The 551-nt window shown below is 54.4% G+C and carries 1 pseudogene; it reads right to left on the reverse strand.

The annotated features are described in order from the left end of the window. A pseudogene (locus Xbud_RS19285) lies at positions 1-438 on the reverse strand (DNA circularization protein); the annotation flags it as partial. Between the last annotated feature and the right edge of the window lie 113 nt (positions 439-551).

Here is a 551-nt window from a genome sequence, read left to right on the forward strand (position 1 = left end):
GCCCGCCGACAACACCACCAGTAACAGAACGGTCATTTCAGTCACATGCCGGTCAACCGCGCCTTGCTGGTAGCGGGTATTCTGAAAGGCAGCAAGATGCTCAAAGATAGCGGCTTTCTCATCAGTACTGCCTGCCGACTGGATAATCGCCATCACCGCATCACCGGCTGCCTCGCTAAAGACTTCCACGGTCGGGGCAATATTCAGGGCTTCAAGGCTGCGGGCAATGGCTTTACGGCCCATCACCACCTCAGCGGTGGTTTTCTTCACTATCTCAGCCTCATTACGCGATTTATCATCCCGTGACCGAATTCCGGTTGCCCCTGATACCGTACCGCCAATTGTCCCGCGCTGATAACGGCCATAACGCTCACTGCCGAAAGTGGTTTTCAGCATATCGCTGAGGTTGGTCACCTCATCCACCGAACGGGTCACCATCCCCACCCATTGATTGTCACTCTTAAACCACCTCCTATGGAGGTGGTGATCGTTCCTGTGGGGCTTTGCCCGTAGGACGCTCTTGCTAAATACTTCCTCAGTTTGTTACCAGC

Origin of the sequence: Xenorhabdus budapestensis (genome assembly GCF_002632465.1) — a bacterium.
GTDB lineage: Bacteria > Pseudomonadota > Gammaproteobacteria > Enterobacterales > Enterobacteriaceae > Xenorhabdus > Xenorhabdus budapestensis.